This window comes from Streptomyces sp. NPDC037273, assembly GCF_055603625.1.
The window spans coordinates 56,036-80,554 of record NZ_JBVJVO010000014.1 but is presented as its reverse complement, the minus strand read 5'-3'; the positions used below and the strand labels follow the sequence as shown (position 1 = coordinate 80,554).

Annotated in this window: 26 protein-coding genes; 8 read left to right on the top strand and 18 right to left on the bottom strand. The window is 72.3% G+C overall.

The features are described from left to right. Window positions 1-91: 91 nt before the first annotated feature. The 6 genes from ACZ7G1_RS30040 to ACZ7G1_RS30015 all read right to left on the bottom strand — a co-directional run bounded on the left by ACZ7G1_RS30040 (window position 92) and on the right by ACZ7G1_RS30015 (window position 6,323). Window positions 92-1,657: a DoxX family membrane protein gene (locus tag ACZ7G1_RS30040; RefSeq protein ID WP_470878718.1), complete on the bottom strand. Its 1,566-nt coding sequence runs from the start codon at window positions 1,655-1,657 to the stop codon at window positions 92-94. Window positions 1,658-1,764: 107 nt separating this feature from the next. Next, window positions 1,765-2,721, bottom strand: coding sequence for a 23S rRNA (guanosine(2251)-2'-O)-methyltransferase RlmB (gene rlmB, locus ACZ7G1_RS30035; RefSeq protein ID WP_470878716.1), 957 nt, complete (start codon window positions 2,719-2,721; stop codon window positions 1,765-1,767). A gap of 80 nt (window positions 2,722-2,801) precedes the next feature. Then, on the bottom strand, window positions 2,802-4,199 hold the full coding sequence (gene cysS / locus ACZ7G1_RS30030) for a cysteine--tRNA ligase (RefSeq protein WP_470878714.1): 1,398 nt from the start codon (window positions 4,197-4,199) through the stop codon (window positions 2,802-2,804). A gap of 64 nt (window positions 4,200-4,263) precedes the next feature. Beyond that, window positions 4,264-4,770 (bottom strand): 2-C-methyl-D-erythritol 2,4-cyclodiphosphate synthase, encoded by a 507-nt coding sequence (gene ispF / locus ACZ7G1_RS30025; RefSeq protein WP_470878712.1) that lies wholly within the window; start codon window positions 4,768-4,770, stop codon window positions 4,264-4,266. Further along, complete coding sequence (ispD, locus tag ACZ7G1_RS30020) at window positions 4,760-5,509, bottom strand: 2-C-methyl-D-erythritol 4-phosphate cytidylyltransferase (protein ID WP_470878710.1); 750 nt, start codon at window positions 5,507-5,509, stop codon at window positions 4,760-4,762. Before ispD ends, ispF begins: the two co-directional genes overlap by 11 nt. A 331-nt stretch (window positions 5,510-5,840) precedes the next feature. Next, entirely contained in the window at window positions 5,841-6,323 is a 483-nt protein-coding gene (locus ACZ7G1_RS30015; protein ID WP_003953493.1) for a CarD family transcriptional regulator, read from the bottom strand. A 652-nt stretch (window positions 6,324-6,975) separates the two neighbouring features. Here ACZ7G1_RS30015 and ACZ7G1_RS30010 point away from each other — a divergent pair. Beyond that, window positions 6,976-7,611, top strand: a complete 636-nt coding sequence (locus tag ACZ7G1_RS30010) for a DUF461 domain-containing protein (protein ID WP_470878709.1) — start codon at window positions 6,976-6,978, stop codon at window positions 7,609-7,611. 76 nt (window positions 7,612-7,687) lie between these two features. Here ACZ7G1_RS30010 and phoP read toward each other — a convergent pair whose 3' ends face one another. Further along, on the bottom strand, window positions 7,688-8,359 hold the full coding sequence (gene phoP / locus ACZ7G1_RS30005; RefSeq protein ID WP_465270246.1) for a response regulator transcription factor: 672 nt from the start codon (window positions 8,357-8,359) through the stop codon (window positions 7,688-7,690). A gap of 5 nt (window positions 8,360-8,364) precedes the next feature. Further along, entirely contained in the window at window positions 8,365-9,594 is a 1,230-nt protein-coding gene (phoR, locus tag ACZ7G1_RS30000) for a two-component system sensor histidine kinase PhoR (RefSeq protein ID WP_470878707.1), read from the bottom strand. A 264-nt stretch (window positions 9,595-9,858) separates the two neighbouring features. On the opposite strand from phoR, the gene phoU reads away from it, so the two are divergent. Both phoU and ACZ7G1_RS29990 read left to right on the top strand, forming a co-directional pair. Further along, a complete protein-coding gene (gene phoU / locus ACZ7G1_RS29995; protein ID WP_367824702.1) occupies window positions 9,859-10,539 on the top strand; it encodes a phosphate signaling complex protein PhoU in 681 nt (226 codons plus the stop codon). Window positions 10,540-10,655: 116 nt separating this feature from the next. Next, window positions 10,656-10,817, top strand: coding sequence for a hypothetical protein (locus tag ACZ7G1_RS29990; protein WP_470878705.1), 162 nt, complete (start codon window positions 10,656-10,658; stop codon window positions 10,815-10,817). 82 nt (window positions 10,818-10,899) lie between these two features. On the opposite strand, the gene ACZ7G1_RS29985 is transcribed toward ACZ7G1_RS29990, so the two are convergent. From ACZ7G1_RS29985 to ACZ7G1_RS29970, 4 genes are all read right to left on the bottom strand, one after another. Beyond that, complete coding sequence (locus ACZ7G1_RS29985; protein ID WP_470880480.1) at window positions 10,900-11,370, bottom strand: GNAT family N-acetyltransferase; 471 nt, start codon at window positions 11,368-11,370, stop codon at window positions 10,900-10,902. Window positions 11,371-11,483: 113 nt separating this feature from the next. Next, complete coding sequence (locus ACZ7G1_RS29980; RefSeq protein WP_470880478.1) at window positions 11,484-11,834, bottom strand: hypothetical protein; 351 nt, start codon at window positions 11,832-11,834, stop codon at window positions 11,484-11,486. A gap of 126 nt (window positions 11,835-11,960) precedes the next feature. Further along, complete coding sequence (locus ACZ7G1_RS29975) at window positions 11,961-12,647, bottom strand: hypothetical protein (protein WP_470880476.1); 687 nt, start codon at window positions 12,645-12,647, stop codon at window positions 11,961-11,963. A gap of 205 nt (window positions 12,648-12,852) precedes the next feature. After that, window positions 12,853-13,611, bottom strand: a complete 759-nt coding sequence (locus ACZ7G1_RS29970) for a phosphoglyceromutase (RefSeq protein WP_470880474.1) — start codon at window positions 13,609-13,611, stop codon at window positions 12,853-12,855. Window positions 13,612-13,743: 132 nt separating this feature from the next. On the opposite strand from ACZ7G1_RS29970, the gene ACZ7G1_RS29965 reads away from it, so the two are divergent. Continuing rightward, window positions 13,744-15,114, top strand: a complete 1,371-nt coding sequence (locus tag ACZ7G1_RS29965; RefSeq protein ID WP_470880472.1) for an MDR family MFS transporter — start codon at window positions 13,744-13,746, stop codon at window positions 15,112-15,114. Here ACZ7G1_RS29965 and ACZ7G1_RS29960 read toward each other — a convergent pair. Next, complete coding sequence (locus ACZ7G1_RS29960) at window positions 15,104-16,006, bottom strand: MBL fold metallo-hydrolase (RefSeq protein ID WP_470880471.1); 903 nt, start codon at window positions 16,004-16,006, stop codon at window positions 15,104-15,106. The two genes, ACZ7G1_RS29965 and ACZ7G1_RS29960, sit on opposite strands and share 11 nt — an antisense overlap. Window positions 16,007-16,123: 117 nt before the next feature. On the opposite strand from ACZ7G1_RS29960, the gene ACZ7G1_RS29955 reads away from it, so the two are divergent. Next, the gene (locus ACZ7G1_RS29955) at window positions 16,124-17,047 is read left to right on the top strand and encodes an AraC family transcriptional regulator (protein ID WP_470880508.1); all 924 of its coding nucleotides are present in this window, start codon (window positions 16,124-16,126) and stop codon (window positions 17,045-17,047) included. Window positions 17,048-17,055: 8 nt separating this feature from the next. Here the strand turns inward: ACZ7G1_RS29955 and ACZ7G1_RS29950 are convergent, their stop codons facing one another. Beyond that, window positions 17,056-17,556, bottom strand: coding sequence for a type III secretion system chaperone family protein (locus ACZ7G1_RS29950; protein ID WP_470880470.1), 501 nt, complete (start codon window positions 17,554-17,556; stop codon window positions 17,056-17,058). Further along, window positions 17,549-18,916, bottom strand: a complete 1,368-nt coding sequence (gene mshA / locus ACZ7G1_RS29945; RefSeq protein WP_470880468.1) for a D-inositol-3-phosphate glycosyltransferase — start codon at window positions 18,914-18,916, stop codon at window positions 17,549-17,551. The genes ACZ7G1_RS29950 and mshA overlap by 8 nt, the downstream gene beginning before the upstream one ends. A gap of 220 nt (window positions 18,917-19,136) precedes the next feature. On the opposite strand from mshA, the gene ACZ7G1_RS29940 reads away from it, so the two are divergent. From ACZ7G1_RS29940 to ACZ7G1_RS29930, 3 genes are all read left to right on the top strand, one after another. Beyond that, window positions 19,137-19,931 carry a class I SAM-dependent methyltransferase gene (locus ACZ7G1_RS29940; RefSeq protein ID WP_470880466.1) on the top strand — a complete coding sequence of 265 codons (795 nt, stop codon included), beginning with the start codon at window positions 19,137-19,139 and terminating at the stop codon, window positions 19,929-19,931. A 223-nt stretch (window positions 19,932-20,154) separates the two neighbouring features. Then, on the top strand, window positions 20,155-21,204 hold the full coding sequence (locus ACZ7G1_RS29935) for a C40 family peptidase (protein WP_470880464.1): 1,050 nt from the start codon (window positions 20,155-20,157) through the stop codon (window positions 21,202-21,204). 330 nt (window positions 21,205-21,534) lie between these two features. Further along, window positions 21,535-22,770 (top strand): PP2C family protein-serine/threonine phosphatase, encoded by a 1,236-nt coding sequence (locus ACZ7G1_RS29930; protein WP_470880462.1) that lies wholly within the window; start codon window positions 21,535-21,537, stop codon window positions 22,768-22,770. Window positions 22,771-22,984: 214 nt separating this feature from the next. Here the strand turns inward: ACZ7G1_RS29930 and ACZ7G1_RS29925 are convergent, their stop codons facing one another. The 3 genes from ACZ7G1_RS29925 to ACZ7G1_RS29915 form a co-directional block, all read right to left on the bottom strand. Next, window positions 22,985-23,332 carry a DUF2516 family protein gene (locus ACZ7G1_RS29925; RefSeq protein ID WP_470880460.1) on the bottom strand — a complete coding sequence of 116 codons (348 nt, stop codon included), beginning with the start codon at window positions 23,330-23,332 and terminating at the stop codon, window positions 22,985-22,987. A gap of 94 nt (window positions 23,333-23,426) precedes the next feature. Continuing rightward, entirely contained in the window at window positions 23,427-23,996 is a 570-nt protein-coding gene (locus tag ACZ7G1_RS29920; protein ID WP_470880458.1) for a hypothetical protein, read from the bottom strand. A gap of 32 nt (window positions 23,997-24,028) precedes the next feature. Next, the gene (locus tag ACZ7G1_RS29915) at window positions 24,029-24,442 is read right to left on the bottom strand and encodes a helix-turn-helix domain-containing protein (RefSeq protein ID WP_470880457.1); all 414 of its coding nucleotides are present in this window, start codon (window positions 24,440-24,442) and stop codon (window positions 24,029-24,031) included. Window positions 24,443-24,519: the final 77 nt, after the last annotated feature.

Below are 24,519 nucleotides of genomic sequence, written 5' to 3'. Positions count from 1 at the left end.
GACGGGGGCGGGGGGTCTTTTGGCCCTGGGGAGGGTCGCCCCTTGTCCCGGCCCCGGTCCCCCCCTTCTCGTGTCGCGGCGGCGCGGGGGGTCAGCCCAGCAGGCCGCCGATCGGGTTGCGGGCGCCGCCGGAGGTGGAGCCGCTCTCGGTGGGGGTGCCGGTGGAGCCGCCGGTGCCGCCGCCCGAGGAGGAGCCGGTGCCGCTGGGGGTGTCGCTGCTGGACGGCGGCGGCGCGGGCTTGGACTGGGTGGGGGTACGGCTGCCGGCGCCGCCGGTGCCGGCGCCCTGGGTGGCGGTCGGGCTCTGCGTACGGGCCGACTGGCGGGTCTCGGTGGGCCGGGTGGCCTCCTGCGTCTCCTCGCGGGTCGCGGGCCGCTCGCTGGTCTCGACCGGCTTGGGCGCGGTGGAGGCGCTCGTGGAGGGGGCGCGGCGCTGCGGCTCGGTGGGGAGCGGCTGGCCGGGGAGGTGGTTGATCGGGTCGTCGTTGGGGCCGGGGACGGTGACCATCTCGGTGGAGCGGACGGCGCCGCCGAGGACGGAGCCGACGAGGAGGGTGAGGCCGACGACGACGGAGGCGAGGAGGGTGCTGCGGCGGATGACGCGGCGGCGGAGCTCCCACAGGTCGGCGCGGGGGCCGAGGGTGCGCCAGGCCTCGCCGGCGATGCGGCCGTCGAGGGAGTAGACGGGGGCGCCGGCGATGATCAGCGGCGACCAGGCGGCGAGGTAGATGATGTCGGCGGAGTCGTAGACCGGGACGGTCCGCCAGCTGACGGTCAGCAGGAGCGCGGCGGAGAGCAGGGCGCCGACGACGGCGGCCACCCGCTGCCAGAGTCCGAGGACGGTGAGGACGCCGACGACGACCTGGAGGAAGGCGACGGTGAGTCCGGCGCCGACGGGGTGCTGGAGGGCGAAGTCGCGGAGGGGTTCGGCGAGAGCCCAGGGGTGCAGGGAGTTGAGCCACTTCACCATGGAGCCGCGCTCGCCGCCGTCGAAGTAGACGGGGTCGCAGAGCTTGCCCATGCCCGCGTAGATGGAGATGAAGCCGAGGAAGACGCGGAGCGGGAGGAGGACGACGCCGAGGTTCATCCGGCGGCCGGGGTAGTAGGCGTGCCGGACGGAGTCGTTGCCGTGGCGCTGGGCCGCGCGGGGGTGCGGTGCTTCGTGGTCGTACGGGTCGGCGGTCTCGGGCCGGAGCTCGTACACGTCGTCGTAGGCGCCCTCGGCGCGGCGCATCGGCGGCAGCAGGGGCGTGTCGGCGGGCACCACGGGGGTGGGCATGGTGGTCTCGACGCGCGGGATGGTCTGGGTGTCCCCGGCGTCGTGACCGGAGTGACCTGAGTGGCCGCCGCGGCCGCCGGCCGGTTCGAGGGTGGAGACGGAGGACTCGCGCACGGCCTGGAGGAGGCCGGTCGCGCCCGGTGCGGACTTCCCGGTCCACACGACGGGGCGGCGGCGCGGGCCGCCCGCTCCGGCGGCTCCGGACAGGGCGGCGGTGCGGGCTCCGGCGCCGAACTTGGGCTGCGGGGCCGGCGCGAGCCGCACACGGAAGCTGGCGTGGTTCACGATCACCTGGGCGGGATCGGAATCCACCTTGACCATGCTCAGCGCCGGCTGATCGTCGAACCCCGGCCGGGGCGTTCTGGTGTCCACACTCATCTAACCGAGTGATCTGGGTTTAGGACACTGCCTTGACAGCTCGATAATGTCCGAGGCCCGTCAAGATCACGCCACGGCCGGGGGCCGGGGGTACGTCAGGTGCGGTGTCAGGCCATCCGGCGGCGCGCGGCCTCGTAGAGCACGACACCCGCGGCGACACCGGCGTTGAGCGACTCGGCGCCGCCCGGCATCGGGATGCGGACGAGGAAGTCGCAGGTCTCGCCGACCAGGCGGGACAGGCCCTTGCCCTCGGAACCGACGACGATGACGACCGGGCCGCCCAGCTCCTCCAGCTCGTGGACCTCGCGGTCGCCGTCGGCGGCGAGGCCGACGACCGTGACACCGGCCTTCTGGTACGCCTCAAGGCAGCGCGTCAGGTTGGTGGCGCGGGCGACCGGGGTGCGGGCGGCGGTGCCGGCCGAGGTCTTCCAGGCACCGGCGGTCATGCCGGCCGCGCGGCGCTCGGGGACGACGACGCCGTGGCCGCCGAAGGCGGAGACGGAGCGCACGACGGCGCCGAGGTTGCGCGGGTCGGTGACGCCGTCGAGGGCGACGATCAGCGGGTCCTCGTGGTCGTCGAACGCGGCGGCGACGAGGTCCTCCGGGTGCGCGTACTCGTACGGCGGGACCTGGAGGACGAGGCCCTGGTGGTTCAGGCCGTTCGTCATCCGGTCGAGCTCGGGGCGCGGCGCCTCCATGATGTTGATGTTGCCGCGGCCGGTGGCGAGGTTCAGGGCCTCGCGCACGCGCTCGTCGTTGTCGATGAACTGCTGCACGTACAGGGTGGTGGCGGGCACGCCGTCGCGCAGGGCCTCGAAGACCGGGTTGCGGCCGACGACCATCTCGGACTGGCCCTTGCCGCCGCGGCGGACGACGGGCTTGCGCTTGGCGGCGTTCCGCGCCATCGCGTTGGAGACGCGGTAGGCCTTGTGGCCCTTGCGGTCCTCGGCCTTGGGGGTCGGGCCCTTGCCTTCGAGGCCCTTGCGCCGCTGGCCACCGCTGCCGACCGTCGCACCCTTCTTGTTGGACGTGCGACGGTTCCTGCGCTGGCTGTTCCCGGCCATGACTACCTGTTTCCTCTATTGCCTGCGTGCATAAGTCTGTAAGTGAAGTGTGCCGCCCGGAGGCCCGAGCGGCACGTCTTCTAACGGTTGCCCAGCGTCCAGCGGGGGCCGTCGGGGCTGTCCTCGATGGCGAGGCCGGACTGCGCGAGCTGGTCGCGGATCGCGTCCGCCGTCGCCCAGTCCTTGCGCTCGCGGGCCGACTCGCGCTGCTGGAGCACGAGCCGTACGAGGGTGTCGACGACGCCGTGGAGCTCCTCGCCGCCTCCGGACTCCTCGGCCCACTGCGGGTCGAGCGGGTCGAGGCCGAGGACGCCGAGCATGGCGCGGACCTCGGCCAGGCGGGCGATGGCCTCGTCCTTGTCGTCCGCGGCGAGGGCGCTGTTGCCCTGGCGGACGGTGGTGTGGATGATCGCCAGCGCGTGCGGCACGCCCAGGTCGTCGTCCATGGCCTCGGCGAAGGCCGGCGGCACCTCGGTGGCCGGGGCGACCTCGCGCCCGGCCTTCTCGGTGGCGCGCTGGACGAAGCCCTCGATGCGGGCGAACGCCGACTCGGCCTCGCGCAGGGACTCCTCGCTGTACTCGATCATCGACCGGTAGTGCGGGGTGCCCAGGTAGTAGCGGAGGACGATGGGGCGCCAGTTCTTCACCATCTCGGACACCAGCACGCTGTTGCCGAGCGACTTCGACATCTTCTCGCCGCTCATGGTGACCCAGGCGTTGTGCACCCAGTACCGGGCGAACTCGTCGCCGAAGGCCTTGGCCTGGGCGATCTCGTTCTCGTGGTGCGGGAAGATCAGGTCGAGGCCGCCGCCGTGGATGTCGAAGGCGGAGCCCAGGTACTTGTGCGCCATGGCCGAGCACTCCAGGTGCCAGCCGGGACGGCCGCGGCCCCACGGGGTCTCCCAGTCGGGCTCGCCCGGCTTGGTGGCCTTCCACATGGCGAAGTCGCGGGGGTCGCGCTTGCCGGCGACGCCCTCGTCGGGCTGGCGCAGGTCGTCGATGTCCTGGTTGGACAGCTCCAGGTAGCCCGGGAAGGAGCGCACGTCGAAGTAGACGCTGCCGTCCGCCTCGTAGGCGTGGCCGCGCTCGATCAGGCCCCGCATCATCTCGATCATCTCGGGGACGTGACCGGTGGCGCGGGGCTCGTAGCTCGGCGGGAGGCAGCCGAGTGCCTCGTAACCGGCGTTGAACGCGCGCTCGTTCTCGTATCCGATGGACCACCAGGGGCGCCCCTGCTCGACGCCCTTCCTGATGATCTTGTCGTCGATGTCGGTGACGTTGCGGATGAACGTGACGTCGTAGCCGCGGTAGGCGAACCAGCGGCGCATGATGTCGAAGTTCAGGCCCGAGCGGATGTGGCCGATGTGCGGGGCCGCCTGCACCGTGGCGCCACAGAGGTAGATCGAGACACAGCCCGGTGTGAGCGGGGTGAAGTCACGGATCTGCCGGGCGCTGGTGTCGTACAGGCGAATAGTCACCACTCCAGGGTAGTGGGCGTGTGGTAGTGCCCCGCGACCGATTCCCGGCGGCGGGGCACGTTTTTCACCGCTCCTGGCGCGATACGGGGTACACGAGGGCGGTCGCGAGGGCGGCGAGGCCCTCGGCGCGCCCGGTGAGGCCGAGCCCGTCGGTGGTGGTGCCGGAGATGGAGACGGGCGCTCCGGCCGCCTCGCTCAGCGCCTTCTGGGCCTCGTCGCGGCGCTTGCCGATCTTGGGGCGGATCCCGACGACCTGGACGGCGATGTTGCCGATCTCGTATCCCTCGGCGCGGACGATCCGGGCGGCCTCGGCGAGCAGGGTGACGCCGGAGGCGCCGGACCACTCGGGGCGCGAGGTGCCGAAGTGGGCGCCGAGGTCGCCGACACCGGCGGCGGAGAACAGCGCGTCGCAGGCGGCGTGGGCGGCGACGTCGCCGTCGGAGTGCCCGGCGAGTCCGTACTCCTCCCCTTCCCAGAGGAGGCCGGCGCACCACAGCTCGCGGCCCTTCTCGAAGGCGTGGACGTCGGTGCCGATGCCGGTACGCGGGATGACGGGGAGATCAGAAGCCATCGTTGGCCCTCCTGCGGGCGAGTACGGCCTCGGCGAGGACGAGGTCGAGGGGGCGGGTCACCTTGAAGGCCTCTTCGTGGCCGGGCACGACGACGACGGGCGCGCCGAGCCGCTCGACCATGCCGGCGTCGTCGGTGGCGCCCTCGCCGGCGAGGGCGATGGTGGCGTGGGCGTCGACCAGCGTGTCGTGGTCGAAGCCCTGCGGGGTCTGGACGGCGCGGAGGCGGGCGCGGACCGGGGTGGCGACGACCTGCTCGGGGTCGCCGGGCTTCCCGGCCGGCTCGACCTCCTTGACGGTGTCGGCGACGGGCAGCGCGGGGACGACGGCGACGGCACCGTCCCGGACGGCCTCGATGACGGCGTCCACGGTGTCCACGGGGACGAGCGGGCGGGCGGCGTCGTGGACGAGGACGGTGGTGATGCCCGCGGGGAGCGCCTTGAGTCCGAGGTGCACGGACTCCTGGCGGGTGTCGCCGCCGGGCACGACCAGGTAGTCGGTCCGCTCGGGGAGGGCGTGGGCGTCCAGGAGGTTCTTGACCTCGGCGGCGCCGTCGGGGGGTGCGACCACGACCACCAGCGAGACCGCGCGGGAGGCGGCCATCGCGCGGACGGCGTGGATGAGCATGGGGGTGCCGTTCAGCGCGCGCAGCGCCTTGGGGGCGCCCGGGCCGAGGCGTACGCCCCGTCCGGCCGCCGGGATCACCACGGCGGTACGAGGAGGACGCTCTTCGTCTGACATCGGTTGCACTCCGGCAGGTTTGTTTCCGCGGCCGACATGGGTATGGCCTCACCGTGCCGGACGCTCCGCCTTGACCGGGCCCTTTCCGTGACGACGGTCGAGGCGTTGCCGCCCTGGCACAGGGGTTCGGATTTCTCTCAGGGGGTGCGGGTTCTCTTCGGCGGCGCACACACGTGTCCGTCTCCGTGTGCGTACGGCCGCGCGTACGCTCCGCATACGTACGCGAACATGCCGCAGCGCCCGACGACGGCACTGTGTGGATCACAGCACGCCAGCGGGCGCCGCGGCATCGCTTCACTTGGTAGCGCGCTCGGACGTCGTCAGAGCACGCTCAGGACGCGAGGACCTCGTCGAGGAGAGCCTCGGCCTTGTCCTCGTTCGTGTTCTCCGCGAGGGCGAGCTCGCTCACCAGAATCTGCCGAGCCTTCGCGAGCATGCGCTTCTCACCTGCGGAGAGCCCGCGCTCGCGCTCGCGCCGCCACAGGTCGCGGACTACTTCGGCGACCTTGATGACATCGCCGGAGGCGAGCTTCTCGAGGTTCGCCTTGTAGCGGCGGGACCAGTTCGTCGGCTCTTCGGCGTACGGCGCACGCAGCACCTCGAAGACCCGGTCGAGACCGTCCTGCCCGACCACGTCGCGCACACCGACGAACTCCGCATTGTCCGCGGGCACGCGAACAGTCAGGTCGCCCTGCGCGACCTTGAGCACCAAGTAGGTCTTGTCCACGCCTTTGATCTGGCGAGTTTCGATGGCCTCGATCAGCGCGGCCCCGTGATGGGGATAGACCACGGTGTCGCCAACCTTGAACGTCATGTGACAGGTACCCCTTCCGTGGCTATCCAGGGTAACACGGATTCAGCTTCTTCTGAATGGCGTTTTCGCAGGTCAGGGCATATCTCGGGGCTTGACAACGGCAACACGAACGTGCTGCGGAGGGCTTCCGGAAGGCGGTATTCGCAGGTCGGAGCGGCTGTGCGAACAGAGAGAAACCCGCACGTTACACCTACCCGAGGCCGCTCAAGGCGGACTCGATGTCCCGTTTTGTCTGGTTCGGAGTGACCTTCTTCGCCTACTCCGTTCGAGGATCGGTCACCCGTACGGATGCATCGGGGGGTGATTCCGTAATTGATCAGCCGACCCGGCTCCGGGATTTCCCGGAGGTGCGACTCCGGGTAATGCGCGGCGGCCCTCGAATTGATCAAGGCGGTTATGTGAACAACAGGTCAATGGGTCGTGATCCGGCCACAGTGGGTGAGGACCGGCCAGGCTCAGACGACCCGGCCCGGTGGCCCCGGGACACGCCCTGAGGTGCGCCCCGGGAGCACCCGGGAGACGCCCGAGGGCGGTTAGGGGCGGGTCGGGTGCGGGACGGAGAGTGCGGCTCGGTAACCTAAGCGCGCTGACACACCTTTAGTTGTTCCTTAGTTCCCAAGCCTGTCCGTACGTCCTAGGAGATGCCGCCGCCGTGAGCCGCAGCCTTCGACGCGGCGCCCTCGCCGCCACCGCCATCGTGTTCTCCGTCGCCGCGCTGTCCGCCTGCGGTGCGGGCAACAACGCACAGACGCTGGAAGTGCGGCCGGACAACGCCGCCGTCACCGTGGACGACGTCAAGATCCAGAACGCGCTGGTGATCACCCAGCCCGAGGCCGGCGTCAAGGGCCCGGCCGTCGTCTCGGCCACCGTCTTCAACAACGGGCGCACGCCGCAGACCATCGACTCGATCACGCTGCCGGGCACGGCCGCGGTCGTGAAGCTGAAGGCGGCCGAGGGCGCCGGCCCGATCACCGTCCCGGCGCTCGGCTCCGTCGTCATCGGCGGCGCCGGCAACGCCACCGCCGTCATCGAGAACGGCACCGAGGCCGCCCGCACCGGCGACGCCCAGAAGGTCGTCTTCAAGCTGAGCAAGACCGGCGACGTGGCCCTGAGCGCCTTCGTCGTCCCGGCCGCCAGCTACTTCAAGGAGTTCGGCCCCAGCATCGTCCCGGCTCCCCCGGGCGCCTCCCCGACCGCCTCCGCCTCCGCCGAGGCCGGTCACGGCGAGGGCGAGGGCGAGGCCGGACACGGCACCCCCTCCGGCGAGGCCACCACGGCCGGTCACTGACCCCCGCCTGAACGCACATGAAGGGGCGCCCCCCACCGGGGGGCGCCCCTTCACGCGTACCCGGCCGCCACCCGGCCTACGGCTCGAACTTGTAGCCCAGGCCGCGGACCGTCACCAGGTAGCGCGGGGCGCCCGGGTCCGGTTCGATTTTGGCGCGGAGGCGCTTGACGTGGACGTCGAGGGTCTTGGTGTCGCCGACGTAGTCGGCGCCCCAGACCCGGTCGATGAGCTGCATGCGGGTGAGGACGCGGCCCGCGTTGCGCAGGAGCATCTCCAGGAGGTCGAACTCCTTCAGCGGGAGGTCGACCTTGCCGCCGGAGACCGTCACCACGTGGCGGTCCACGTCCATGCGGACCGGCCCCGCCTCCAGGGCCGCCGGGGTGACCTCCTCCGGCTCGCCGCGGCGGCGCAGCACCGCGCGGATGCGGGCGACCAGCTCGCGCGAGGAGAAGGGCTTGGTCACATAGTCGTCGGCTCCTATTTCGAGCCCGACGACCTTGTCGATCTCACTGTCCTTGGCGGTCACCATGATGACCGGGACGTTCGAGCGGCCACGCAGCTGGCGGCAGACCTCGGTGCCGGGAAGCCCCGGAAGCATCAGGTCGAGGAGGACGAGGTCGGCTCCGTTGCGCTCGAACTCGTCGAGGCCGTCGGGCCCGGTCGCCGCCACGGCGACCTCGAAGCCTTCCTTGCGGAGCATGTACGACAGGGCGTCGCTGAAGGATTCCTCATCCTCGACGACGAGCACTCGGGTCACGGAAGGACCTCCGGGGCGGGAAGCGGTTCGGTCATGAGATCAGGGGTGGGGGAAGAGGCGGGCCGGCGGTCCCGTGCGGCGCCCGCCTCGGGCAGTCGCAGGGTGAAGGTGGAGCCCTGACCCTCGGTGCTCCAGACGGTGACCTCCCCGCCGTGCGAGGCGGCCACGTGCTTCACGATGGCCAGGCCGAGCCCCGTACCGCCGGTGGCGCGGGAGCGGGCCGGGTCGACGCGGTAGAAGCGCTCGAAGACGCGCTCCTTGTCCTTGTCGGGGATGCCGATGCCCTGGTCGGTGACGGCTATCTCGATGAGGTCGCCGCCGGGCGCGGCGACCTTGCGGGCCGCGATGCCGACGCGGGTGTGGGCCGGTGAGTAGTTGACGGCGTTCTCGACGAGGTTGCCGAGGGCGGCGGCGAGCTGGCCGCGGCTGCCCCAGACCCGCAGGTCGGCGGTCCCACCGGACGCCATGGTGATCTGCTTGGTGGTAGCGGTGTGCCGGGAGCGGTCGATCGCCTCGGCGACGAGCTCGTCCACGGACACCGGCTCGGAGTCCTCCAGCGGGTCGTCGTTCTGCACGCGGGAGAGGTCGATGAGCTCCTGTACGAGGTTGGTGAGGCGGGTCGCCTCGATCTGCATGCGGCCGGCGAAGCGGGTGACCGCCTCGGGGTCGTCCGAGGCGTCCATGACCGCCTCGGAGAGCAGGGAGAGCGCGCCGACGGGGGTCTTGAGCTCATGGCTCACGTTGGCGACGAAGTCGCGCCGTACCGCTTCGATGCGGCGGGCCTCGGTGAGGTCCTCGACCAGGAGCAGCACCAGTCGCGAGCCCAGCGGGGCGACCCGGGCGGAGACGGCCAGGGCCTCGCCGCGTCCGGTGCCGCGCCGGGCGAGATCCAGTTCGACCTGTCGTATCTCTCCGTCGCGGCGGGTGTCGCGGGCCATGTTGAGCATGGGCTCGACGGCCAGCTTCCCGCCCCGGACCAGTCCGAGCGCGTACGCGGCCGAGCTGGCCTTCACCACCGAGTCGCTCTCGTCGAGGACGACCGCGGAGGAGCGCAGCACGGACAGCACGGTGTCGACGCCGGGCGGGAGCACGGCGTCGGTGTGCAGGGAGGTACGAGTGGGTCGCGCCTGGTCGCGTTCGCTCCAGCGGAACGCCAGCATGGCGATCACGCCGGTGCACACGCCGGCGATCGCGGCCAATGCGGCGACCGCCGCGTTCACGTCCATGCCCTCAAGGTTATGCGGGGCGACGGACACTCTCCCAGCCGTCCGAGTGGCTGCTCGAACAGTCGTCGCCCAGAGTTCACCGTGGAGACGGGGCTGGTTCATTTGCCCCGGTGGCCGTGGAGGCGGGCGACGCCCAGAGTTCACCTGGGGGAAAGTGCCGGTTCATGTCAGGTGTCGGAACCGGACGCGTAGGGGGCCGAACGTGGCAACGTGGGGGTCCGAAGCCCCACCCGGACCCCGGAGCATTGCGTAGAGAGGGACACCATGCGGGACGCGTACCACGAGGAACTCGACTCGATCGGCGAGAGCCTGGTCGAGATGGCCCGGCTCGTCGGGTCGGCGATCGGGCGCGCCACGACGGCGATGCTCGACGCGGATCTGAAGCTCGCGGAGAGCGTGATCGCCGCGGACCAGAAGGTCGACGACCTCCAGCACGACCTGGAGGCGCGGGCGATAGCGCTGCTCGCCCGCCAGCAGCCGGTCGCGACCGACCTGCGGATCGTGGTGACCTCGCTGCGGATGAGCGCCGACCTGGAGCGCTCGGGCGACCTCGCCCAGCACGTCGCCAAGCTGGCCCGGCTGCGGTTCCCGGACACGGCGGTGCCGCGGGACCTGCACGCCACGATCCTGGAGATGGGCCAGCTCGCGCAGCGCCTGATGGCGAAGGCGGCCGAGGTCATCATCACCAAGGACGTCGACCTCGCGCTCCAGCTGGAGCAGGACGACGACGAGATGGACCTGCTGCACCGGACGCTCTTCCAGCACCTCATGGACGACCGCTGGAAGCACGGCATCGAGACCGCCGTCGACGTCACCCTCCTCGGCCGCTACTACGAGCGCTTCGCCGACCACGCCGTCTCGGTCGCCAAGCGCGTCGTCTACCTCGTCACGGGCGAGCACGCCGACGAGCTGCAGGCCGCGGACTCGCCGGTCGAGGGCGCGTAAGGCGATCGGGGAGTGAACCGCACGGATGTGCGGGCTCCTATGCGCCGTTGATGCGCCCGCGCGGGTGGGCATGCAATGAGGGGAGGCGACGCACGCCTCGAAAGGGAGGGACCCTCATGGCCGAATCCCCGATGTCCCCGATGACGACCGAGTCCGCCGCGGAGGCACCGCGCGGGGTGGAGTTCCTGCCGGTGCTCGGCGCCTGCGGCTGCGGCTCGGGCTGCGGCTGCGGCTGCCAGTCCGGCTCCCCGTGCCAGTGCGGAGGCTGCTCGGGCTGACGGTGTGGTGGGGGGGGGGGGGGGGGGGGGGGGGGGGCCCCCCCCCCCCCCCCCCCCCCCCCACCCACCCGTCGGCTTCGGGTCAGTCGATGTCGAGGACGCCGACCGTCTGGGTGCCGCTGAGTTCGCCGGTCGGGCGGAAGCCGAGTCGGCGGTAGAACTCGCCGGGGCCGTCCTCGCCGGGTTCCCAGGTGACGTACAGGTGGTGTGCGCCGCGCCGGCGCAGTTCGTCGCGTACGGCTTCCACGGCGAAGCGGCCGTAGCCCTTGCCCTGGCCCTCGGCGGCGATGTTGAGGCGCCAGAGGCCGCTGCGGCGGTCGGTGGGGTCCTTCTCCTCGTTCCACGGGATGTCGAGGAAGGCCATGAGGAAGCCGACGAGCTTGTCGCCGTCGAAGACGAGGCGCGGCCAGGCCGTCTCGCCGAAGGCGTACGCCTCCGCCAGGGAGCGGGCGACGGGGGCGACGTTGCGCTCCTGGTGGGGGTGGACGCGCAGGTCGAGGGCGGCGTCGACGTTGGCGGGGGTGACTTGCTCCAGGCGGAGGGACGTACTCATGCGCCGGACGGTAGCGGGCTCTCGCGCTCTTCGCCCGCGTTTATCGGACCGGCCCGGACGGCGCGAAGGGGCCGAGGTCACACCTCGGCCCCTTCGCGCGAGCAGGACGCGTCCTAGCGGACGAACACCACCGAGCGGAGCTTGAGGCGGTCCGTGGCCGGGCGGCCGTGGGGGCGCAGGGTCCAGGAGTCGCCGGTGCAGTCGGGGCCGGTGAAGACGATCGCGAAGTCGTCGGTGTCGTTGTGCGGGGCGAAGGCCGGCTCGGAGGAGCCGGGGTCGGCGGCCTCGGGGATCGTGACGCACACGTCGCTCGCCGGGTCGTGGAGCGTGACCTGCTGCGGGTCGCCGCTGATGCCGACGAACCAGTAGCCGAAGTCGCCGGTGGTGGCGTGCGCGGGCGTGGCGAGGGCGGCGGTGAGGGCGAGTGCGCCGCAGACGGCGGCGGCGGAACGGCGGAGACGCACGGGGGTTCTCGTTTCGGTGTGGAGACGACCAGGTCACCCCACCCCTAACCCCCTCGTCCGCCCGCCAAGCGGCGCACCGCAGCCGGAAGGTTTCGCCCTCACCCGTCCGGCCGACGGCCCACACCGCTACGGCGTGAAGACCTCTTCGAGGTGGTGGATCGCGCCGTCGTCACCCGTGTCGTACCGGAAGACGAGACCGGAGTCCGGGTGCGCCTTCACCCAGTCGATGAGCTCCTGGACGCCGATGCGCTGGTTCTCGGTGCTGGTGACGATCGGGTTGGTCGCGGTGACGTACGCGGCCTGGTCGAGGGCGATCCGGCTCTCCTCGCCGCTCACCAGGAACGGCCCCCCGTCGGTGTCCACGCCGCCGCACCCCCAGGCACCGTGCTGGACGACGAGGTTGATCTTCCCGGTGCTGCCCGGGAGCTCCTCGATCCGGTACAGCGCGAACTCGTCGGGGTCGTACGCGTCGGGGCCCGGCGCCGTGGCGACGCAGTCCTTGGCGGGCGCGGCGGTCGTCATCCCCGGCTTCGGCTTGGGCTTCGGCGCCCCGGGCTTCTTGCTCGGGGCCTTGCTCGGGGCCTTGCTCGGCGTCTTCCCCACCGGCGTCGCCGACCCCGTCCCCGCGGACTCGTCGGGCCCCTCGGCCGGAACCTGACCCGTCTCCTCGGCCCCAGGGGCCCCGGCGGTGGCACTCGGCCCCGTCGCCCCGCCGCCCGCGGCGGCGCCACCCCCCTGACATCCGGTCAGCACAGCGGCCATCGCGACGGCGGCCAGCGCGAGAAAAGCGGGTCTGAGACGGTCGGCGTTCATCGGGAAGTCCCCCTTTTCACGGGCGGCCATCCACCTGGCCGCGCCCCTGCCCGGAACGTAGCAACGCCGCCCCCCTCCACCACAGCCCCGCGCCCCCTATGTCACCGAGCTGGTACACCCCCAGAACACCCACCACACAACACCGAACCCCCCGCCCACCGGCGAACCGGCGAACGGGGGGCTGACGTGCGCGATGCGCGGAGGGCTACTTCTTGCCCTGGTTCTTGACGGCCTCGATGGCCGCGGCGGCGGCGTCGGGGTCGAGGTAGGTGCCGCCGGGGTTGAGGGGCTTGAAGTTCTCGTCCAGCTCGTAGGAGAGCGGGATGCCCGTGGGGATGTTGAGGCCGGCGATGTCGGCGTCGGAGATGCCGTCGAGGTGCTTGACGAGGGCGCGGAGGCTGTTGCCGTGGGCGGCGACGAGGACCGTGCGGCCGGCGAGGAGGTCCGGGACGATGTTGTCGTACCAGTACGGGAGCATGCGCTCGACGACGTCCTTGAGGCACTCGGTCTGCGGGCGCAGCTCCGGCGGGATCGTCGCGTAGCGGGCGTCGTGGGCCTGCGAGAACTCGCTGTCGTCGGCGAGCGCCGGCGGCGGGGTGTCGTAGGAGCGGCGCCACAGCATGAACTGCTCCTCGCCGAACTCGGCGAGGGTCTGGGCCTTGTCCTTGCCCTGCAGGGCGCCGTAGTGGCGCTCGTTCAGACGCCAGGAGCGGTTGACCGGGATCCAGTGGCGGTCAGCCGACTCGAGGGCGAGCTGCGCCGTGCGGATGGCGCGCTTCTGGAGGGAGGTGTGCAGCACGTCGGGGAGCAGGCCGGCGTCCTTGAGCAGCTCGCCGCCGCGCGTCGCCTCCTTCTCACCCTTCGCGGTGAGGTTCACGTCCACCCAACCGGTGAACAGATTCTTCTCGTTCCACTCGCTCTCGCCGTGGCGGAGGAGGATCAGCTTGTACGGTGCGTCGGCCATGCGTACGAGCCTAATCGACCGCTGACGATTGACGCGCGTCGTCAATTCGTTGGCGTCCGGCGTATGAGATGCGTAAGTTACGAGAGCCGGACGCAGGGCTTACGCACAGCAGGGGACCGCACACACATGACCATGGATTCGCTCAGACGATCGGCCCGTACGACGGTCAGCGGCCTCCCGCAGGGCTTCTGGTGGCTCTGGCTGTCGACCTTGGTCAATCGCACCGGGGCTTTCGTCCTGACTTTCCTCTCCCTCTATCTGACGGTCGAGCTCGGGCACTCCGCGTGGTTCGCCGGCCTCGTCGTCGCCCTACACGGCCTCGGCGGCGTCGCGGGATCCCCGCTCGGCGGCGCGCTCACCGACCGCTGGGGCCGGCGCCCCACCATGGTCACGATGCACCTCGCGGCCGCCGCCTGCGCCGCCGCCCTCGCCGTCGTCACCAGCGCCTGGGCCATCGCGGCCGTCGTCCTCCTCATGGGCGTCGCCATGCAGGCCGTCCGGCCGTCCATCAACGCCACGATCGCCGACATGGTCCCCGCCCACGACGTGCGCCGGGCGTACGCCCTCAACTACTGGGCCCTGAACCTCGGCTTCGCCATCGCCTCCATCGGCGGCGGCGCCGCGGCCTTCCTCGGCTACCGCACGCTCTTCGTCGTCGACGCCGTCGCCACCACCCTGTGCGCCGTCATCGTCTTCCTCCGGCTCCCCGAGACCCGTCCCGAGGGCCGCACCGACACGGCGGGCGAGCCGGTCGTCGAGGAGAAGGTCAGCATGCTGACCGTGCTGCGCGACGCGCCCTTCCGCACGCTCGTCCTCCTCAACCTCCTCGTCTGCCTCGTCTTCACCGCTCCCTGGATCGGTCTGCCGCTGACGATGGCCGGCCAGGGCCTCGCCCCCTCCGCGTACGGCATGGTCATCGCCGTCAACGGCATCGTGATCGTCGGCTTCCAGCTGCTCGTGAACAAGCTGACCGACAAGCGCTCCCCGGTCGTCCTGCTCTCCCTCTCCGCCCTCCTCTTCGCCCTGGGCACCGGCGCCACCGCGCTGGCCGGCTCCTCCGTCGCCTTCGCCGCGACCGTGGTCGTCTGGACCGTCGGCGAGATGATCCACGTCCCCACGAACGCCGCCGCCACCGCGCGCCTCGCCCCCGAGCACGCCCGGGGCCGCTACCAGGGCGTGATGGGCATGTCCTGGGCCGTCGCCGGTTTCGTCGCCCCGATCGGCGCCGGCGCGATCGTCGGCGGGCCCGGCCCCGACGTCCTGTGGGCGGCCTGCGCCGCCATCGGCGTCCTCGCCGCCGTCGGCTACTTCACCCGCCTGCGGAAGGCCCTCGCCGAGCAGGAGCAGGAGCAGGAGGTGGAGATAGGGACCGGGACCGCGATCGCGACCGGGACCGCGACCACGGACCTCGCCGGCCTCTCCCCGCTCGCGGACCTCGCCGAAGCCGGGGCCGCCGGGGCCGAGGGCAAGGACACCGGGAAGTCGTCCCCCGTCAGCTCCTGAGCCAGCCGGTCACGGCGAAGCCCTCGCCCTGCCGGCGCACTTCGGCGGCGCCCGCTCCGCCGAAGTGGGCGGGGACGACCAGTTCCCGCTCGTCGGCGGCCCGTTCGAGGATCCGGCGGCGGCTGGTCGCGGCCCCGGCGGGGTCCAGGCAGAAGCAGCTGGCGTGGGCCGGGTCGAGGATCTGTACGGGGCTGTGGAGGAGGTCGCCGACGAAGACCGCGCGGTCGGTGCCCGAGGCGAGGCGCAGGACGGCGGAGCCGGGGGTGTGGCCGGGCGCGGACTCCAGGACGAGGTTCTCGTCGATGCGGTGCGTCCCGTCCCAGAGGGTGACGAGGCCCGCGCGGTGCACGGGCGCCACGCTGTCCTGGTAGACGAGCCGGTCCTCCTCCTGGCCGCCGCCGTACGCGTTCCCGGGGCCGAAGTGGAAGTCGTCGGCGGCCGGGAGGAGGTAGCGGGCGTTCGGGAAGGCCGGAGCCCACTCCCCTCCCGCGTCGTACGTGTTCCAGCCGACGTGGTCCGCGTGCAGATGCGTGTTGACGACGACGTCGACGTCCTCGGGCCGGATGCCCGCCCGCTCCAGACGGCCGGGGAAGTCGTCCCGCCGCCGGTGGAAGTGCGGCGACCGCGGTCGCTCGCGCCCGTCGCCGACCCCCGTGTCCACCAGGACGGTCCGGCCCCCGCTGCGCAGCACCCAGGACTGCAGCGCCATCACCGCGTGGTCGGTGTCGGGCGCCCAGTGGTCCGGCGCCAGCCACTCCTCGTTGTCCTTCCACACCTCCGCTCCGGCGTCCGGGACGAGGGTGCGGGCGGGCGCGAACGGCCCCTGCCACTCGACGATCCGGATGATCTCGACGTCCCCCAGGACGATGCTCTGTGCGCTCTCGTTCGTCATGCGATCGACAGTAGGGAGGGGTGACCGAGCCTCTCAATGCTTCTTCCGCTCTCCTGAATACGCGAGAAGCTCACTCCGGAGGGTGTGGCCGCCGGTAGGCTCCCGGCCATGGTGGACGTGGACGTGGTGAGCGACGCGATCTCGGCCGTACGCGTCGGGCGGCCCTTCTCCGACCGGGTACGGGTCTCCGGGCGTTGGTGCGCGCGGCTCGACCCGTACGAGGGGGCCGGCTTCCACATCGTCCTGCGGGGCGGCTGCTGGCTGCTGCCCGACGGCGGCGAGCCGGTCGTGCTCGGCCCCGGCGACGCGGTGCTGCTGCCGCACGGCACCGGGCACGTCATCGCCGACGGGCCGGCGGACGCGGCGACGGTGGCACGGGCGGTGTCCTTCACCCGATGGGCCGACGAGAGCCGCCCGCGGCCGCCCCGGGCCGGCGAAGGCGGGCCCGGGGTCGAGATGCTCTGCGGCAAGTACCGGCTCGACCGCAGCCACGCGCACCCGCTGCTCGCGGAGCTCCCGCCGCTGGTCCACCTGCCGGGCCACGGCGGCGCCCCCGAGCTGCGGGCCGCCATCGGTCTGCTCGGCGGAGAGCTCGACACACGGCGGCCGGGCGCGTCCCTCGTGCTCCCCGGCCTGCTCGACCTGCTGTTCGTCTACATGATCCGGTCCTGGATGGACCTGAGCACGGCCGAGAGGTGGCCGGCGGTCCTGGGCGACCCGGTGGCCGCGGCGGCGCTGCGGGCGCTGCACTCCGACCCCGCCGCCCCGTGGACCGTGGACCGGCTCGCGGCCGAGGCGGGCGTCTCACGGCCCACCCTGGCGCGCCGGTTCACGGCCCTCGTGGGCCGGCCCCCGATGGCGTACCTGACCTGGTGGCGGCTGACCCGCGCCGCCGCACTGCTCCGGGACACCGGGGAGCCGCTGGCCGCCGTCGCGCGGCGCGTCGGCTACGCCTCGCCGTACGCGCTCTCGCACGCCTTCCGCCGTGAGTTCGGCACGACGCCGGGCCGGTACCGGAGCGGGCTCGCCGTCTCGGGGTGAGCCCGGGGTCAGCCGGTGGGCTTCTGCGTGAGGTTCTTGAAGGCGTCGAGGTTGCGGGTGGACTCGCCGCGCGAGACCCGCCACGCGTACTCGCGGCGGATCGCGGAGGCGAAGCCGAGTTCGAGGAGGGTGTTGAAGTCGCCGTCCGCCGCCTCCAGGACGGAGCCGAGGAGCCGGTCGAGTTCCTCGGGGGTGACGGCGGCGAGCGGGAGCTTGCCGGCGAGGTAGACGTCGCCGAGGCCGTCGACCGCGTAACTCACCCCGTACAGCCTGAGGTTGCGTTCGAGGAGCCAGCGGTGGACGCCGGCCTCGTTCTCGTCGGGGTGGCGGATGACGAAGGCGTTGAGCGAGAGGGAGTGACGGCCGACGCGCAGGGACAGCGTGGTGAAGAGCTTGCGCGTGCCGGGGAGCTTCACGACGTAGGAGCCCGGTTCGGGGGACTCCCACTCCAGCTCCGCGTCCTTGAGCGTGTCCTCGACGACCCGCCGGATGTCCTCGGTCTCAGCCATGGTGCGAGCGTACGCGACGGCGGTTCTCGCGCAGCCGGTGGTCGTGCATGGCGGCCGTGTACACGTCCGCCGTGCCCGAGGCCGCCGTGTCCCAGCCGAAGGACCCGGCGTGCAGGGCGGCCGCCGCGCCCATCCGGACCGAGAGCTCCGGGTCGGCCACGAAACGGCCGAGCGCCCTGGCGTAGTCCGCCGGGTCGTGGCCCTGGACGAGGAAGCCGGTCACGTCGTCCCGTACGGCGACGGGCAGACCGCCGACCGCCGCCGCGACGACCGGGGTGCCGGCCGCCTGCGCCTCGATCGCTACCAGGCCGAAGGACTCGCTGTACGAGGGCATGACGAGGACGCTCGCCGCGCGGAACCAGTCCGCGAGCCGGTCCTGCCCCACCGGCGGGTGGAAGCGCACGACGTCCGCGATGCCGAGCCGCGCCGCCAGCTTCTGCAGCTGCTCCGGCTTCGCCAGACCGCTGCCGCTCGGCCCGCCGACCACCGGGACGACCATCCGGGAGCGCAGCGACGGGTCCCGGTCCAGGAGCTGCGCGGCCGCGCGCAGCAGGATGTCCGGGGCCTTCAGGGGCTGTATGCGCCCGGCGAAGACGGGGATGAAGGCGTCCTGCGGGAGGCCGAGGCGGGCGCGGGCGGCGGCGCGGCCGTCGGCGGGGCGGAAGTGGTCGAGGTTCACGCCCGGGTGGACGACCGCGATCTTGCCGGGGTCGGCGTCGTAGAAGCGGGCGAGCTCGTCGGCCTCCTCGGAGGTGTTGGCGATCAGCCGGTCGGCGGCGGAGACGATCTGCGTCTCGCCGATGACCCGGGCGGCGGGCTCGGGGGTGTCGCCCTCGGCGAGCGCCGCGTTCTTGACCTTGGCCATGGTGTGCATGGCGTGGACGAGCGGCACGCCCCAGCGCTCGGCGGCGAGCCAGCCGACGTGGCCGGAGAGCCAGTAGTGGGAGTGGACGAGGTCGTAGTGGCCGGGGCGGTGGCCGGCCCACGCCTGCATGACGCCGTGCGTGAAGGCGCAGAGCTGTGCCGGCAGCTCCTCCTTCGCCAGCCCCTCGTACGGGCCGGCGTCCACGTGGCGCACGAGCACGCCGGGGGTGAGCTCGACGACCGGCGGGAGGCCGCCGGTGGTGGCCCTGGTGAAGATCTCCACCTCGATGTCGATGGCGGCGAGGCGCTTGGCCAGCTCGACGATGTAGACGTTCATGCCGCCCGCGTCGCCGGTGCCGGGCTGGTGCAGCGGCGAGGTGTGGACGCTGAGCATCGCCACCCGCCGCGGGACGCGGTTGCGGCCGGGAAGCCGGAGCCTGGCCGGCGCCGGGTGCCGGTGCCGGGTGCCGGCGAACCGGGACACGTACTGGCTCACGTCGGCGGTCCTTCCGCTCGGGGACTGAGCTGGGGCGGTGCGGGGTCATGCCTGGTCCTGCGGGGCGTCGAGCCCTTCTCGGGCACGACTCAAGGAGGGCGTGGTACGTCCTCCACGCGCGACAACACCGGAATGGCCCCTTTCATTTCCTCCGGCGGGGGCGTTTTGCCAATTCGTTGCCGGGGCGGGCCGGACGTGCCCCACCCCTTAGGCTCAGGGCATGGCCCCGCGCACCACCCGCCCCGTCGGCACCCCGACCCGCGGGACCACCAATCCGAACCGGCTGCGGCGCATGGACCGCTGGATCGCCGCCGTCCACGGCCCCGCGCTGCGCCGCTCGCCCGAGCCGCCGCTGGCCGTCGACCTCGGGTACGGGGCCGCCCCCTGGACCGCCGTGGAGCTGCTCGCCCGGCTGCGCACCGCCGAGCCCCGCACGCGGCTGTACGGCATCGAGATCGAGCCCGCGAGGGTCGAGGCCGCGAAGCCGTACGAGCACGAGGGCCTGAGGTTCGTGCACGGCGGCTTCGAGGTGCCGGTGCCCGGCGAGGTCGCCCTGATCCGGGCGGCGAACGTGCTGCGCCAGTACGACGAGGAGCAGGTCGCGGCCGTGTGGGCGCGGCTGTGCGGGCGGCTCGCCCCGGGCGGGCTGCTCGTGGAGGGGACCTGCGACGAGATCGGGCGCCGGCACGTGTGGGTGGCGCTCGACGCGGACGGGCCCCGCACGGTGACCTTCGCGACCCGGCTCGGCTCGCTCGACCGGCCGTCGGACCTGGCGGAGCGGCTGCCGAAGGCGCTGATCCACCGCAATGTGCCGGGCGAGCCGGTGCACGCCTTCCTGCGGGACTTCGACCGCGCGTGGGCCGCCGCCGCCCCGTACGCCTCCCTCGGTGCCCGGCAGCGCTGGATCCGCTCCGTCCGCGACCTGGCCGCCGACTGGCCGCTCGCCGACGGGCCGCGGCGCTGGCGCCAGGGCGAGGTGACGGTGCGCTGGGAGGCGCTGGCGCCCCGGACCTGACAGACGTGCGGGTTCCGGTCGGCGGACCGGCGGAATCGCCAACTCCCGTCGAATTTCCGGTACGAGGGGAACGCCACGGGCGCAACACCCGTCACCCATGGGGGGAACAGGCCCGACAGGCCCCGGTTTCCCCTGTTGCTTTCCGGTTTCGCATGGCACTATCGCCAAGGTCACCGACAAGTTACTGACGGTAAATCAGATTTGTTCACCTGAGGGGGAGCTCGTGAACCGACGCCGCCACGCCACTGCCGCGATCACCCTGATCTGCGCCCTGACCGTGCTGGCCTCGCCCGCGCTCACCCTCCAGGCCTCCGCCGCGCCGCTGCCGCCCCCGCCGCCGAAGAAGAGCCTGGAGGAGGTCCGCCAGGAGATAGACGGCCTCTACCGGCAGGCGGCCGCCGCCACCGACGCGTACAACCTCGCCGAGGAGAAGACGAAGGAGCAGTCGGCCGAGATCGTCCAGGTCGCCCAGCTCATCGTGGCCGGCCGCGCCCGGATCGACGCCCTCAAGGCCAGGGCCGGCGCCCAGGCGCGCGCCCAGTACCGCAACGGCGGGCTCCCCGAAGGCGCGCAGCTCGTCCTCACCGACGACCCGCAGCTCTTCCTCGACACCGCGGGCCGGCTCAAGGCCGGGGCGAAGGCCACCACCGACCTCCTCGGCGAAATGAACCGCACCCAGGCCCAGTTGGACATCTACGCCAAGGACGCCGGCGAGAACTGGACCAAGCTGGAGGCCCAGCGCGTCAAGCAGGCCAAGGCGAAGAAGGAGATCACCGACAAGATCGCCGCGGCCAAGAAGCTGGAGTCCGAGCTCGCCGCCGAGGAGCGGGAGCGGCTGCGGCTCCTGGAGGAGCAGGCGCAGTACCGCGCCCAGACGACCTGGCTCGGCACCGGCGTCCTCGCCGGCCTCAAGGGCGACACGACGCCGGAGGCCAAGAAGGCGATCGCGTTCGCGACCGCCCAGATCGGCAAGCCGTACGAGTGGGGCGCCGAGGGACCGAGCACCTTCGACTGCTCCGGTCTGACCCAGAGCGCCTGGGGCGCGGCCGGCAAGGGCATCCCGCGCACCTCCCAGGAGCAGTGGCGGCTGCTCCCCCGCGTGGACATCAAGGACATGCGGCCGGGCGACCTGATCGTCTACTTCAAGGACGCCAGCCACATCGGCATGTACGTCGGTAACGGGGCGATCGTGCACGCGCCGCGCCCCGGGCGGAACGTCACCCTCGCGGGAGCCGGCTCCATGGAGATCCTGGGCGTCGTCCGCCCGACGTGACACGAGCCACCCCCGCGCGCCGGGAGGAACGGCCCGGGAGGCGTGACCTTTCTCATGGGCCCGGAGCCCCCCTGCGGACCGTACGGGGGCAAGTACCTCCCCTTCCGCGGCATATGCCAAGGGCGGCGCGGCCTCTCACAGGGTGATCACCATTCCCCAGCGCACCGCCGTACCGCTAGGGTCCGGGACGGGCGGGACGCCACCCGGCGCCCTGCGCACCCTCGGGGGGAGGGAAGGAAACCCGGACCGATGCCCGTATCGCTACCGCGTCAGAGAATCGTCTCTGCAGCTGCGGGACCCGGTGAGGCCACCCCTATGGACGCCACCGCTATGACAGGCACAGTCACCGTCACAGGCACCGATCGCACCGATCGAACCGATCTGACCCTCCTGGTCGTCGAGGACGACCCGGCGGGCGCCCTCGCCGTACCCGAACTCCTCGACGCGGCCGGCGGCGCCGGCACCCGGGTCCGCATCCGCACCGCCCGCAACCTCACCGAGGCCGAGCGGCTCCTCACCGACGACGTCCACTGCGTCCTCGTCGACCTCTCCCTGCCCGCCCCGCGCGTGGCCGCCGGCGAGGACCCCCTCGCCCCGCTCCGCCACATCCTCCGCCTCGCCCCGCGCCACGCCGTCCTCGCCCTCGCCGCGTCGGCGGACGCCGAGCTCGCGGCCGAGGCCGTACGCGTCGGCGCCCAGGACCACCTCTTCCGCGAGGAACTCGACGGACGGCTCCTCAGCCGGGCCATCCGGTACGCGGTCGAGCGCAAGCGCGCCGACGCCGTCCAGGTGAAACTCGCCGAGTCCCGCCTCCGCGCCCAGGAGAACGCCCGCCTGGAACGCGGGCTGCTCCCCACCCCGCTCCTGGAGGGCTCCGACCTCCGCTTCGCCGCCCACTACCGGCCCGGCCGCTCCCGCGCCCTCCTCGGCGGCGACTTCTACGACGTCGTCCGCACCCCCGACGGCACCGTCCACGCCATGATCGGCGACGTCTGCGGCCACGGCCCCGACGAGGCCGCGCTCGGCGTCGAACTGCGGATCGCCTGGCGCGCCCTGACCTTCGCGGGCCTCTGCGGCGACGAACTGCTCTCCACGATGCAGCAGGTCCTGGAGCACGAGCGGGAGAGCGAGGAGATCTTCGCGACCCTCTGCACCGTCGACATCGCCCCCGACGGCCGCCGTGCAGGCCTCTGCCTCGCCGGCCACCCCTCGCCCCTCATCGCCCGCCAGGACCACACCGCCCGGCTCCTCCCCTACGAGGACGGCGGCCCCGCCCTCGGGCTGCTCCCCCGCGCCCGCTGGCCCCGCCGCCAGGTCGAGCTCGGCGGCGCCTGGAGCCTCCTCATGTACACCGACGGCCTCATCGAGGGCCGCTCCGCCGGGCCCGGCTCGCCCCGCCTCGGCCAGGACGGCATGGTCGACATGATCAACCGCCAGCTCTCCACCGGCCTCCGCGGCGACGAGCTCCTCGAAGCCGCCGTCACCGAAGTCCGCTCCCTCAACGGCGGCGAACTCACCGACGACGTCGCCGTCCTCGCCCTGGAACGCGACAGGGCCCGGGGATGACCCCCGGGCCCTGCCCACTTCCTTCGCGGCCGAGGCCGGTGCGGCTCGGCTAGGGCCTGTCCGGTGGATCAGGGCCGGATAGGGCGCGGCGTCTGGTGCGGTGCATCGCAAGGCGCCGGAGCGCCTCGATAGCGGAGCTATTGGGGCGATTCGGCAACGCGGCGAGGTGCCGTGCCAGGCGCCGCGACCCCGGCCATGATCCGCCGGGCAGGCCCTAGCGGCCGCCGTTGTACGGGCCGTAGGGGCCGTCGCTGCTGGAGCCGCCGCCGCGGCGGCCGCCTCGCCCTCCGCCGGAGACCTGGGCGAGCGCGGGGCGTACGTCCACCATGAACACGATGGCGGCGATGAGACCCGCGATCTGCAGGAACAGCATCGGCAGCAGCAGGTTCACGACGAGGTTGATGCCCAGGAGGATCAGCCAGAACTTCTTCGTCTGCTTCTCGGCCGCGCGGTAGGCGTCCTCGCGCGCCATCGCGGCGAAGACGAGCGCGGCGACGGCGAAGCCGGTGAAGACCAGGAAGATCACCAGGGAGAGAAGGGAGTCGAATCCCGCGCGCAACATGCTGAGCACCGCCTAGTGAAGATTGTGGAGAGAGCGCCTCGCGGTCAAGGTACCCGGTACAACGCGCCAGGCACCCGCATTGGTGCCCGGACCCTTACTCCTTCTCGGCGGCGGCCTTCTTGGCGGGCGCCTTGCGGGCGGTGGTCCTCTTGGCGACGGGCTTCTCGGCGGGCGCCTCCTCGGCGGCCTCGGACGGGGCTTCGGCCTTGGCCTCCGGCTCCGTCTCGGGCTCCGGCTCCACGACGACCGCGATCTCGACGATCTCCTCCGCGGCCTCGCCACGCCAGGCCTTCACGGCCTCCTCGCCGTGGGCGGCGACCTCCTCGTACTTCTCCCGCGCCTTCACCGCGTACTCGGCGGCGACGCCCACCCCGCGCAGCGCCAGGTCCTGGGCCGTCTCGCCCAGCTTCTTCAGGTCCGTGTCGAGCCCGCCCACGACCTCCGCGAACTTCGACTGCACGGTCGCCTGTGCCTCCTTCGCCTGCGAGGTCACCTTCTCCTGCACGGCCTTCGGGTCGGTCTTCCGCACGGCCTCGATCCGCGCCGGGGCCTCCGCCGCCAGCTGCTCGATCAGGCCCGGAACCTTCTTGGCCTGCTGCGCGACCAGGTCGGCGGTGCCGGCGGCGAAGTAGAGAGGGGTACGCAGTTCGTCGATGATGGCCATGCTGTGGTCCTCCCGGAGTTGCGTGTACGTACTTACTGCTTCGAGGTCGGTCCGGCATCGGGCGCCGCGGCGGCCTCGGCAGCCGCCTCAGCAGCCGCTTCGGCGGCGTTCTCCTTGCGGAACGAGTCGTAGATCTGGAGCAGCACCTGCTTCTGCCGCTCGTTGATCGAGGGATCGGCCAGGATGACGGCCCGCGTCTCCAGCTCCTCCCGCTCCTGCTCGTCGAGGATCCCCGCCCGCACGTAGAGCGTCTCGGCCGAGATCCGCAGCGCCTTCGCGACCTGCTGGAGCACCTCGGCGCTCGGCTTCCGCAGCCCCCGCTCGATCTGGCTCAGATACGGGTTCGACACGCCGGCCGCGTCGGCCAGCTGCCGCAGCGACAACTGCGCCGTCCTCCGCTGCTCGCGGAGGTACTCACCGAGGTTCCCGACGTTGAGCGATGCCATGCTCCGACCATGCCAGCTCCCGCTAACTATTGCAAGCAGCTGCTTGCAATAGTGTTTCCCCGTGGGTGTCGGAGGGG

Bases quoted from the DNA above. Each gene is read 5' to 3' on its own strand.
- ACZ7G1_RS29960 (WP_470880471.1), bottom strand. From the start codon at position 16,006: ATGACGAACGAGAGCGCACAGAGCATCGTCCTGGGGGACGTCGAGATC.
- ACZ7G1_RS29970 (WP_470880474.1), bottom strand. From the start codon at position 13,611: ATGGCCGACGCACCGTACAAGCTGATCCTCCTCCGCCACGGCGAGAGC.
- ACZ7G1_RS29925 (WP_470880460.1), bottom strand. From the start codon at position 23,332: ATGTTGCGCGCGGGATTCGACTCCCTTCTCTCCCTGGTGATCTTCCTG.
- ispD (WP_470878710.1), bottom strand. From the start codon at position 5,509: ATGTCAGACGAAGAGCGTCCTCCTCGTACCGCCGTGGTGATCCCGGCG.
- ACZ7G1_RS29965 (WP_470880472.1), top strand. From the start codon at position 13,744: ATGGATTCGCTCAGACGATCGGCCCGTACGACGGTCAGCGGCCTCCCG.
- phoU (WP_367824702.1), top strand. From the start codon at position 9,859: ATGCGGGACGCGTACCACGAGGAACTCGACTCGATCGGCGAGAGCCTG.
- rlmB (WP_470878716.1), bottom strand. From the start codon at position 2,721: ATGGCCGGGAACAGCCAGCGCAGGAACCGTCGCACGTCCAACAAGAAG.
- ACZ7G1_RS29950 (WP_470880470.1), bottom strand. From the start codon at position 17,556: ATGGCTGAGACCGAGGACATCCGGCGGGTCGTCGAGGACACGCTCAAG.
- ACZ7G1_RS30015 (WP_003953493.1), bottom strand. From the start codon at position 6,323: ATGACGTTCAAGGTTGGCGACACCGTGGTCTATCCCCATCACGGGGCC.
- ACZ7G1_RS29920 (WP_470880458.1), bottom strand. From the start codon at position 23,996: ATGGCCATCATCGACGAACTGCGTACCCCTCTCTACTTCGCCGCCGGC.
- ACZ7G1_RS29940 (WP_470880466.1), top strand. From the start codon at position 19,137: ATGGCCCCGCGCACCACCCGCCCCGTCGGCACCCCGACCCGCGGGACC.
- ACZ7G1_RS29985 (WP_470880480.1), bottom strand. From the start codon at position 11,370: ATGAGTACGTCCCTCCGCCTGGAGCAAGTCACCCCCGCCAACGTCGAC.
- phoR (WP_470878707.1), bottom strand. From the start codon at position 9,594: ATGGACGTGAACGCGGCGGTCGCCGCATTGGCCGCGATCGCCGGCGTG.
- ispF (WP_470878712.1), bottom strand. From the start codon at position 4,770: ATGGCTTCTGATCTCCCCGTCATCCCGCGTACCGGCATCGGCACCGAC.
- ACZ7G1_RS29975 (WP_470880476.1), bottom strand. From the start codon at position 12,647: ATGAACGCCGACCGTCTCAGACCCGCTTTTCTCGCGCTGGCCGCCGTC.
- ACZ7G1_RS30040 (WP_470878718.1), bottom strand. From the start codon at position 1,657: ATGAGTGTGGACACCAGAACGCCCCGGCCGGGGTTCGACGATCAGCCG.
- ACZ7G1_RS29990 (WP_470878705.1), top strand. From the start codon at position 10,656: ATGGCCGAATCCCCGATGTCCCCGATGACGACCGAGTCCGCCGCGGAG.
- ACZ7G1_RS29930 (WP_470880462.1), top strand. From the start codon at position 21,535: ATGACAGGCACAGTCACCGTCACAGGCACCGATCGCACCGATCGAACC.
- ACZ7G1_RS29915 (WP_470880457.1), bottom strand. From the start codon at position 24,442: ATGGCATCGCTCAACGTCGGGAACCTCGGTGAGTACCTCCGCGAGCAG.